9 protein-coding genes are annotated in these 9697 nt (G+C 70.2%); 7 read left to right on the top strand and 2 right to left on the bottom strand.

Features of this window, described 5'->3' with window-relative positions:
• Positions 1–104: 104 nt before the first annotated feature.
• From AB0J57_RS27855 to pssA, 6 genes are all read left to right on the top strand, one after another.
• Positions 105–2117, top strand: a complete 2013-nt coding sequence (locus AB0J57_RS27855; RefSeq protein WP_366131074.1) for a protein meaA — start codon at positions 105–107, stop codon at positions 2115–2117.
• Complete coding sequence (locus tag AB0J57_RS27850) at positions 2114–3076, top strand: CoA ester lyase (protein WP_366131073.1); 963 nt, start codon at positions 2114–2116, stop codon at positions 3074–3076. The genes AB0J57_RS27855 and AB0J57_RS27850 overlap by 4 nt, the downstream gene beginning before the upstream one ends.
• Positions 3077–3081: 5 nt before the next feature.
• Entirely contained in the window at positions 3082–3594 is a 513-nt protein-coding gene (locus AB0J57_RS27845) for a MaoC family dehydratase (protein WP_366131072.1), read from the top strand.
• A gap of 2 nt (positions 3595–3596) precedes the next feature.
• Positions 3597–4802, top strand: coding sequence for an acyl-CoA dehydrogenase family protein (locus tag AB0J57_RS27840; RefSeq protein ID WP_366131071.1), 1206 nt, complete (start codon positions 3597–3599; stop codon positions 4800–4802).
• Positions 4803–4969: 167 nt separating this feature from the next.
• Positions 4970–5617, top strand: a complete 648-nt coding sequence (locus AB0J57_RS27835; RefSeq protein WP_366131070.1) for a phosphatidylserine decarboxylase — start codon at positions 4970–4972, stop codon at positions 5615–5617.
• A complete protein-coding gene (gene pssA, locus AB0J57_RS27830) occupies positions 5610–6473 on the top strand; it encodes a CDP-diacylglycerol--serine O-phosphatidyltransferase (protein WP_366131069.1) in 864 nt (287 codons plus the stop codon). The genes AB0J57_RS27835 and pssA overlap by 8 nt, the downstream gene beginning before the upstream one ends.
• Before the next feature lie 73 nt (positions 6474–6546).
• Here pssA and AB0J57_RS27825 read toward each other — a convergent pair whose 3' ends face one another.
• Entirely contained in the window at positions 6547–7098 is a 552-nt protein-coding gene (locus AB0J57_RS27825) for a GNAT family N-acetyltransferase (protein WP_366131068.1), read from the bottom strand.
• 41 nt (positions 7099–7139) lie between these two features.
• Between AB0J57_RS27825 and AB0J57_RS27820 the strand changes: the two genes are divergently transcribed.
• Complete coding sequence (locus AB0J57_RS27820) at positions 7140–8327, top strand: helix-turn-helix domain-containing protein (protein WP_366131067.1); 1188 nt, start codon at positions 7140–7142, stop codon at positions 8325–8327.
• Positions 8328–8493: 166 nt separating this feature from the next.
• Here AB0J57_RS27820 and AB0J57_RS27815 read toward each other — a convergent pair whose 3' ends face one another.
• Positions 8494–9648 carry a glycerate kinase gene (locus tag AB0J57_RS27815; protein WP_366131066.1) on the bottom strand — a complete coding sequence of 385 codons (1155 nt, stop codon included), beginning with the start codon at positions 9646–9648 and terminating at the stop codon, positions 8494–8496.
• Positions 9649–9697: the final 49 nt, after the last annotated feature.

Below are 9697 nucleotides of genomic sequence, written 5' to 3'. Positions count from 1 at the left end.
AAGGTCGGCGTGCTGTGCCTCGCCCCCGAGGAGGGCATGGGCGTGAAGAACCAGGAGATGCGGGACAAGCACATCGACGCCATCAACCGCTTCCGGAACATCTGATGACGGAACGGAAGAAGGACCGCCCCTGGCTCATGCGGACGTACGCCGGTCACTCGACCGCCGAGGCGTCCAACGAGCTGTACCGGCGCAACCTCGCCAAGGGCCAGACCGGTCTGTCGGTCGCCTTCGACCTGCCGACGCAGACCGGCTACGACCCGGACCACATCCTCGCTCGCGGGGAGGTGGGCCGGGTCGGGGTCCCGGTCTCGCACCTCGGTGACATGCGCCGGCTGTTCCAGGACATCCCCCTGGAGCAGATGAACACGTCCATGACCATCAACGCCACCGCCATGTGGCTGCTGGCGCTCTACCAGGTCGTGGCCGAGGAGCAGGGCGCGGACATCACCAAGCTCCAGGGGACGACGCAGAACGACATCGTCAAGGAGTACCTGTCGCGCGGGACGCACGTCTTCCCGCCCGGTCCGTCGCTGCGGCTGACCACCGACATGATCACCTACACGGTGAACCACATCCCCAAGTGGAACCCGATCAACATCTGCAGCTACCACCTCCAGGAGGCGGGCGCCACGCCGGTCCAGGAGATCTCGTACGCCATGTCGACGGCGATCGCCGTCCTGGACGCGGTGTTCGACTCCGGCCAGGTCCCGGCGGACCGCCGGGGGGATGTCGTCGCCCGCATCTCGTTCTTCGTGAACGCGGGTGTCCGCTTCATCGAGGAAATGTGCAAGATGCGCGCCTTCGGCCGCATCTGGGACAAGATCACGCGTGAGCGGTACGGGATCGAGGACCCCAAGCACCGCCGCTTCCGCTACGGCGTCCAGGTCAACTCCCTCGGGCTGACCGAGGCGCAGCCGGAGAACAACGTCCAGCGCATCGTCCTGGAGATGCTCGCCGTGACGCTGTCGAAGGACGCACGCGCGCGTGCCGTCCAGCTCCCGGCCTGGAACGAGGCCCTGGGCCTGCCCCGCCCGTGGGACCAGCAGTGGTCCCTCCGTATCCAGCAGGTCCTGGCGCACGAGAGCGACCTGCTGGAGTACGAGGACATCTTCGCGGGCTCGCACGTCATCGAGGCCAAGGTGGACGCCCTGGTCGAGGAGTGCCTGGCGGAGATCGACCGGATCCAGGAGATGGGCGGCGCGATGGCCGCCGTCGAGTCCGGCTACCTCAAGTCCCAGCTCGTCTCGTCGCACGCCGAGCGGCGGGCCAGGATCGAGGCCGGCGAGGAGAAGATCGTCGGCGTCAACTGCTTCGAGTCGACCGAGCCCAACCCGCTCACCGCCGACCTGGACACCGCCATCATGACGGTGGACCCGGCCAACGAGGCGCGGGTGGTGGCGAAGCTCCACGAGTGGCGGGACAACCGCGACGAGGGCCGGGCCCAGGAGGCGCTGGCCCGCCTGAAGGCCACCGCCGCCGGGGACGCGAACCTGTTCGAGGCCACCCTGGAGTGCGCCCGCGCGGGTGTCACCACCGGCGAGTGGTCGTGGGCGCTGCGGGACGTCTTCGGCGAGTTCCGCGCGCCGACGGGTGTCTCATCCGCGCCGGTCGCGATCGCCGCCGAGGAGGGCACCCCGCTGGCCGCCGTGCGCGAGAAGGTGGCGCGGACGGCCGAGGAGCTGGGTGCCGGGCGGCTGCGGCTGCTGGTGGGCAAGCCGGGCCTGGACGGGCATTCCAACGGCGCCGAGCAGATCGCGGTACGCGCGCGTGACGCCGGTTTCGAGGTGGTCTACCAGGGCATCCGGCTGACCCCGGAGCAGATCGTGAACGCCGCGCTCGCGGAGGACGTGCACTGCGTGGGCCTGTCGATCCTGTCCGGGTCGCACGCCGAGCTGGTGCCGGACGTGCTGACCCGGCTGCGCGAGGCGGGCGCCTCCGACATTCCGGTCATCGTCGGCGGGATCATCCCGAGCGCCGACGCCGCCGAACTGAAGCGGGCGGGAGTGGCCGCCGTCTTCACACCGAAGGACTTCGGTATCACGGAGATCATCGGCCGTATCGTCGACGAGATCCGTAAAGCGAACAAGCTCGACCCTGTGGAGGTCCCCGCATGACGACCGTCAACCGTCTCCGCCCGCGCCGCTCCTGCCTGGCGGTCCCCGGTTCCAACCCGCGCTTCCTGGAGAAGGCCCAGGGCCTGCCGGCCGACCAGGTCTTCCTGGACCTGGAGGACGCGTGCGCGCCGCTGGCCAAGCCGGAGGCCCGGCACACCATCGTCAAGTTCCTCAACGAGGGTGACTGGACGGGCAAGACCAGGGTCGTGCGGGTCAACGACTGGACCACGGAGTGGACGTACCGCGACGTCGTCACGGTCGTCGAGGGCGCCGGTCCGAACCTGGACTGCATCATGCTGCCGAAGGTCCAGAACGCCGAGCAGGTCGTGGCGCTGGACCTCCTGCTGACCCAGATCGAGAAGACGATGGGCTTCGAGGTCGGCCGGATCGGCATCGAGGCGCAGATCGAGAACGCCCAGGGCCTCAACAACGTCAACGCGATCGCCCAGGCCTCGCCGCGCATCGAGACGATCATCTTCGGCCCGGCCGACTTCATGGCGTCCATCAACATGAAGTCGCTGGTCGTCGGCGAGCAGCCGCCCGGCTACCCGGCCGACGCGTACCACTACATCCTGATGAAGATCCTCATGGCGGCGCGCGCCAACGACCTCCAGGCGATCGACGGCCCGTACCTCCAGATCAAGAACGTGGACGGCTTCCGCGAGGTGGCCGGCCGCGCCGCCGCGCTCGGCTTCGACGGCAAGTGGGTGCTGCACCCGGGTCAGGTCGACGCGGCCAACGAGGTGTTCTCGCCCTCGCAGGAGGACTTCGACCACGCCGAGCTGATCCTGGACGCGTACGAGTACTACACGTCCGAGGCGGGCGGCAAGAAGGGCTCGGCGATGCTCGGCGACGAGATGATCGACGAGGCCAGCCGCAAGATGGCGCTCGTCATCTCCGGCAAGGGCCGCGCCGCCGGCATGACCCGTACCTCGAAGTTCGAAGCCCCGGAGGCCTGAGCACCATGCAGTTCGGACGCACCTACGAAGAGTTCGAGGTCGGCGCGGTCTACAAGCACTGGCCCGGGAAGACGGTCACCGAGTACGACGACCACCTCTTCTGCCTGCTGACGATGAACCACCACCCCCTCCACATGGACACCAACTATGCGGAGAAGACGACGGACTTCGGGAAGAACGTCGTCGTCGGCAACTACATCTACTCGCTGCTGCTGGGCATGTCCGTGCCGGACGTCTCCGGCAAGGCGATCGCCAACCTGGAGATCGAGTCGCTGCGGCACGTGGCGCCGACCTTCCACGGCGACACCATCTACGGCGAGACGACCGTCCTCGACAAGACCCCGTCGAAGTCGAAGAACGACCGCGGGATCGTGTACGTCGAGACCAAGGGCTACAAGCAGGACGGCACGCTGGTCTGCGTGTTCCGCCGCAAGGTGATGGTCCCGACCGAGACGTACATCAAGGAGCGCGGCGGCGAGCAGCCCGGCCGCCCCGAACTGAAGCAGCAGGAGAAGTAGTCATGGCCCGACTCGCGCAGACCCACGGTCTGACGGACGTCCAGCAGGAGATCCTGTCCACGGTCCGGGACTTCGTCGACAAGGAGATCATTCCGGTCGCGACGGAGCTGGAGCACCGCGACGAGTACCCCCAGGACATCGTCGACGGGCTCAAGGAGCTGGGTGTCTTCGGGCTGATGATCCCGGAGGAGTACGGGGGTCTGGGCGAGTCCCTCCTCACGTACGCGTTGTGCGTCGAGGAGATCGCGCGCGGCTGGATGTCCGTCTCGGGCATCATCAACACCCACTTCATCGTCGCGTACATGCTCAAGCAGCACGGCACGCAGGAGCAGAAGGACACCTTCCTGCCCCGGATGGCGGCCGGCGAGGTGCGGGGCGCGTTCTCGATGTCGGAGCCGGCACTCGGCTCGGATGTGTCCGCCATCACATCGAAGGCGGTCAAGGACGGCGACGAGTACGTCCTGAACGGTCAGAAGATGTGGCTGACGAACGGCGGCACGTCAACGCTCGTCGCCGTTCTCGTCCGAAGTGACGAAGGACACCCCGAGGGCACCGCCCCCCACAAGTCGATGACGACCTTCCTGGTCGAGAAGGAGCCCGGCTTCGGAGAGGTCCGGCCCGGTCTGACCATCCCCGGGAAGATCGACAAGATGGGTTACAAGGGGGTCGACACCACCGAACTCATCATGGACGGACTGCGCATTCCGGCCAATCGGGTCCTCGGCGGGGTCACGGGCCGAGGGTTTTACCAAATGATGGACGGCGTCGAGGTCGGCCGTGTGAATGTAGCGGCACGTGGTTGCGGCGTGGCGCAGCGTGCGTTCGAGCTGGGCGTCTCGTATGCCCAACAACGTCACACTTTCGGCAAGCCGATCGCCCAGCACCAGGCGATTCAGTTCAAGCTGGCCGAGATGGCTACCAAGGTCGAGGCTGCTCATGCCATGATGGTCAACGCAGCACGCAAAAAGGACTCCGGGGAGCGAAACGACCTCGAAGCAGGGATGGCGAAGTACCTCGCGTCCGAATACTGCAAAGAGGTCGTCGAGGACGCCTTCCGTATCCATGGTGGCTACGGGTTCTCGAAGGAGTACGAGATCGAGCGTCTCTACCGAGAGGCACCCATGCTGCTCATCGGCGAAGGTACCGCCGAGATCCAGAAAATGATCATTGGGCGTCGGTTGCTCGAGGAGTACCGATTCCAGGGGTGATTGTCGCTTTTGAGTCGGTTCGGCCGCGAAGAAGATCACACCCTGTCATCGTCTTCCGGCCGCCGACTCGGCTTCTGGCTTGCCCAGTTGCGGCCCGCAACCGATAGCATCGCCAAAAAGCCGCCGTCCCCCGCATCCGCGCGGCATCACCGCTACGAAGGTCATCCATGCCCCACAGCCAAACCTCTGCACCTCGCGGCCGTGTCCGCATCGCACGCGGAGCATCGCCGTGGCTTCTGCCGACCGTCGCCACCGCTGCACTCAGTCTTGCCCGCGCGCGCCGTTCCAAGCGCGCCGCGGCCATCGCTGTGCCCACCACCGCTCTGGCGGCGGGCATGCTGTGGTTCTTCCGCGACCCCGAGCGCGAGATCGCGCAGGGCAGGGTCATCTCGCCCGCCGACGGGGTGGTGCAGAGCATCATGCCGTGGAAGGACGGACGCACCCGGGTCGCCATCTTCATGAGCCCGCTGAACGTCCACGTCAACCGCGCCCCGCTCGCCGGCACGGTGACGTCCGTGGAGCACGTGCCGGGCGGTTTCGTGCCGGCGTTCAACAAGGAGAGCGAGAACAACGAGCGCGTTGTCTGGCACTTCGACACCGAGCTCGGTGACATCGAGATGGTGCAGATCGCGGGTGCGGTCGCCCGCCGCATCGTGCCGTACATCCCCCAGGGGACCAAGGTCGAGCAGGGCGAGCGCATCGGTCTGATCCGCTTCGGATCGCGCGTTGACATCTACCTTCCGGAAGGTGTCGACGTCGCTGTCGAGGTCGGTCAGACCACGACCGCGGGGGTGACTCGAATTGACCGTGATTGATCCTGACACACGGGCCGACTGGGTCGCCGACGCCGAGGCGGACATCGCCGAGGAGACCGAGGAGATGCCGCTGTCGCTGCGTCTCTCAATAGCGGACACCCTCACGCTGGGCAACGCCACGTGCGGCTTCATGGCGGTGTACTTCACCACCACCGGCATCCTGATCCCGCACCTCACGGGCAGTGACGAGACCGGCATGGCGCGGCACTCCGCCGCGACCGCCGTGATCCTGATGCTCTGCGCGGCCGTGTTCGACCTCTTCGACGGGCTCGTGGCGCGCAAGCTGCGCAGCTCGCCGATGGGTGCCGAGCTCGACAACCTGTCGGACCTGATCAGCTTCGGTCTGGCCCCGGCCTACTTCGTGCTGGTGTACGGGATGGTCGCGGACGACGCGCACCAGCGGGTGTCCGCGGTGGCCGCGATCGTGGTGCTGCTGGCAGTGGTGCTGCGACTGGCCAGATTCAGTTGCGTGACCATGAAGGACGGCATGTTCCAGGGCATGCCCTCCCCGTTCGGCGCGCTGACGGTCGTCTCGATCGTGCTGCTGGAGCTGCCGTTCATCCCGACGCTGCTGGCGATCATCGGCACGGCGTGGCTGATGGTGAGCCGGGTCGAGTACCCCAAGCCGCGGGGCATCCTCGCCGTGGCGATGCTGAGCTGGATCGTCGGGGCGATGGGGCTGCTGGCGGCCTGGGCGTTCGACGCCCCGGGCGGCCAACTGCTGCTCCAGACCGGCTGCGCGCTCCAGGTGGTGCTGGGCGCCGTGATCCCCCTCTTCGCGACGGCCCGGCGGGTGAACACCTTCCGCGACAACCGGCGCGAGAGCCGGGAGGCGCGGGCGGCACAGGTGCCGTAGGCCGCGGCAGGCGCGTGGATGACGACAAGGGCCCGGGTGCTTCAGGGAAGCGCCCGGGCCCTTCTCCATGCTGTCAGGCGCCGTCCAGGACCTTGAAGTAGTACGTCGTCGGGTGCGGGGTGCCGGAGGGGTCGAGCGCGTAGTGCGGGATCGTCCCGGCCCGGGTCCAGCCCGCCTTGCGGTACAGGCCCTCGGCCGCGCTGCCGGTCTCGGTGTCCAGGACGAGCAGGGTGAGCCCCTCATCGGCCGCCGCCGCCTCGGCCGCGGCGAGCAGCCGGGAGCCCAGGCCCTGGCCGCGGGCGCCCTGGTGGACCAGCAGCTTGGAGATGTCGGCGCGGTGCGGCTGGTTCGGCATTGTCGCGCGGACGAGGGTGATCACGCCCGAGACGCCGCCGTCGGGCCCGTACGCCGCCCAGACGCTCCGTACGCCGCCGGCGGCCTCCTCGGCGACGCCACGCCACCAGGCGGCCGCCTCGGCGTGGCCGAGCGGGGCCAGGAAGCCGACGGAGGCGCCGCCGTGGACGGCGTCCCGGAGGAGGGCGGCCAGCCCGTCGGCCGCGAGGTCGTGCACCTGGCGGGGGGTGAGGGGCTCGATCCGGTACGCGGTCTGAAGGTGATCAGTCATGGCCAGAGCTTCACACATCGGCGTGTGGCATTCTCCGGGCCATGGGAGGGCGAAGACCGCGTACGGGGAACGACTGGAAACTGCTGGCCCGGGCGTGCGCCGCGCTGCTGGAGCGGCTGCCGGAGCTGGTGGACGAGCACGTGCGGGAACTGCACGCGTACTCCCCCGCGTACGGGCGGATCATCGGCTACGACCAGCACCGGCGGGAGGCGCGGGAGGCGATGCGGATCGGCATCGAGATGATCTCGGCGCCGAGGGCGTCGCCGCGCCGGGACCTGGAGCACGCCGAGTGGCTGGGGCGGCGGCGCGCGGAGCAGGGGCTGCCGCTGGAGCTGATGGTGCACGCCTACCGGCTCGCCGGGCAGCAGGTGTGGAACGCGCTGCTGGAGGGCGCCACGTCGGACGTGCGGCGCCTCGCGGTGCTGATGCAGGCGGCGACGATGGTGTGGGCGGCGGTGGACGCGCAGGCGGACACGGCGTCGGAGGCGTACCGGGCGACGGAGCGGGAGCTGCGGCGCCGCACCGACGAGCAGCTCCAGGCGTTGCTCGACGCGCTGCTGGAGGGCGGCCGGTCCCCGGAGGTCGCGGCGCGCGCGGCGGCGGGGCTCGACCTGCCGGAGCGGGGGCGGTACGCGGTGGTGGTGCTGCGCGCCGGGCGGCGGGACCTCACCCACCGGCGGCTGACGGCGGAGGGGCTGCGGTTCGTGTGGCGGATGCGGACGGACTGCGAGATCGGGGTCGTGTCGCTGGCGGAGGACACCGGGCTCGACGTGCTCGCAGAGCTGCTGGAGGCGCGGTGCCCGGGCCCGGGCGGGATCAGCCCAGTGGTGCGGGGCCTGACGGAGCTGGGCCGGGCGCGGCGCCTGGCGGAACTGGCGCTGCGCACGTGCCCGGCGGACGCGCCCGCGATCGTCCGCCTGGACCGGCGCCTCCCCGGCGCCCTGGTGGTGAGCCACCCGGACCTCGCCGCCCTGCTCGTCTCCGAGGTCCTCGGCGCCCTCCTGGACGTCGACCCGGCGGACCGGGCGGTACTCCTGGAGACGCTCGACGTCTGGCTCGACTGCGAGGGCTCGGCAGGCCGCGCGGCCAGCCGCCTGTACTGCCACCGGAACACGGTCTTCAACCGCCTCCGCCGCCTGGAACAGCTCACCTCCCGGTCCCTCTCCCGCCCCCGCGACCTCACGGAAATGACCCTCGCCCTGGACGCCTACCGCCTGACGGCGGGGTGAGGGGGGTGGGGCAGGAGGGCCTGGGGCCCGGGCCGGGGGCCGTACACCCGGGGCGTGGGGCCGGTCGTCAGGGGCGCCCGGCGGTCGCGGCTCCGGGTGCGGGCGGCGTGGGGGGCCGTGTGGGGGCGTGGGGGTGTCCGGCCCCCACGACCCCCGGCGCGGGGGGCTAGGACAGGAAGTCGCGGGCGATGTTCGCTGCCTGGCGTTCCAGGAGGGGGCCCGCTTCGGCCATGCACTTGGCGGGGTCCGGCTCCAGTTCGGTGAGGGCGTAGGCGCGGCGGATGCCTGCCCTGCCGAGGGCCTCGGGCGGCAGGGCCAGGCGGCCGCAGACCGCGACGACCTCGATGCCCTCCGCGCGGGCCGCCGCGGCGACGCCGGCCGGGGCCTTGCCGTGCAGGGTCTGCTCGTCGAGGGAGCCCTCGCCGGTGATGACCAGCGTCGCGCGGGACAGGGCCGGGCCGAAGCCCAGGACGTCCAGCATGACCTCGATGCCGGGGCGGAAGCTCGCGCCCAGGGCGACGAGCGCCCCGTACCCGATGCCGCCCGCCGCGCCCGCGCCCGGGGACTCGGCCAGCTCGGTGGCCCGGGGACCGATCGAGTCGGCGAGGACGGACGCGAAGTGGGCCAGGGCGGCGTCCAGCTCCGCCACGTCCTCCGGGGAGGCGCCCTTCTGCGGCCCGTACACCGCCGGCGCGCCCTTCGGGCCGGTCAGCGGGTTGTCGACGTCGCTGGCGAGGACCAGGTCCACGTCGGCGAAGCGGGCGTCGAGGCCCGACAGGTCGGCGGTCGCGAGGTCCCTGAGGCCCCCACCGCCCGGTCCGACGGGCTCGCCGTCCTTGTCCAGGAACCGGGCGCCCAGCGCGGCCAGCATGCCGGCGCCGCCGTCCGTGGTCGCGCTGCCGCCCACGCCGAAGACGATGGTGCGGGCGCCCGCGTCCAGCGCGGCGCGCAGCAGCTCGCCGGAGCCGTAGGTGGTGGACGTCAGCGGCGCGAAGACGCCCTCGGGAAGGAGCTGGAGGCCCGACGCCTCCGCCATCTCCACCACGGCCGTCCCGTCGCGCAGCGCGTACGCGGCGGTCACCGGCGCGCCCAGCGGGCCGGTGACCCGTACCTCACGCCGTTCGAACCCGGCGGCCACCGCGGCGGCGACCGTGCCGTCGCCACCGTCGGCCACGGGCAGGGTCTCCACCTCGAGCCCGGGGACGACGTGCCGGAGCCCGGCCGTCACCCGCTCCGCGACCTGTACGGCCGTGAGCGAACCTTTGAACTTGTCAGCCGCGACGAGCACGCGCGCGGCCTCAGTTACTGCTCCGTCCGTCACCCTTGCATCCCTTGCTTTCGAACAGGCAGTCGCGCCGAGGCTGACCCTA

Source organism: Streptomyces sp. NPDC049837, assembly GCF_040674455.1.
Lineage (GTDB): Bacteria > Actinomycetota > Actinomycetes > Streptomycetales > Streptomycetaceae > Streptomyces.
The sequence above is the reverse complement of the archived record's forward strand: the minus strand, read 5'-3'. Positions and strand labels throughout refer to the sequence as shown.

Coding starts and splice junctions, on each gene's coding strand:
- AB0J57_RS27850 (WP_366131073.1), top strand. CDS start 2,114: ATGACGACCGTCAACCGTCTCCGCCCGCGCCGCTCCTGCCTGGCGGTC.
- AB0J57_RS27840 (WP_366131071.1), top strand. CDS start 3,597: ATGGCCCGACTCGCGCAGACCCACGGTCTGACGGACGTCCAGCAGGAG.
- AB0J57_RS27820 (WP_366131067.1), top strand. CDS start 7,140: ATGGGAGGGCGAAGACCGCGTACGGGGAACGACTGGAAACTGCTGGCC.
- AB0J57_RS27855 (WP_366131074.1), top strand. CDS start 105: ATGACGGAACGGAAGAAGGACCGCCCCTGGCTCATGCGGACGTACGCC.
- AB0J57_RS27845 (WP_366131072.1), top strand. CDS start 3,082: ATGCAGTTCGGACGCACCTACGAAGAGTTCGAGGTCGGCGCGGTCTAC.
- AB0J57_RS27835 (WP_366131070.1), top strand. CDS start 4,970: ATGCCCCACAGCCAAACCTCTGCACCTCGCGGCCGTGTCCGCATCGCA.
- AB0J57_RS27825 (WP_366131068.1), bottom strand. CDS start 7,098: ATGACTGATCACCTTCAGACCGCGTACCGGATCGAGCCCCTCACCCCC.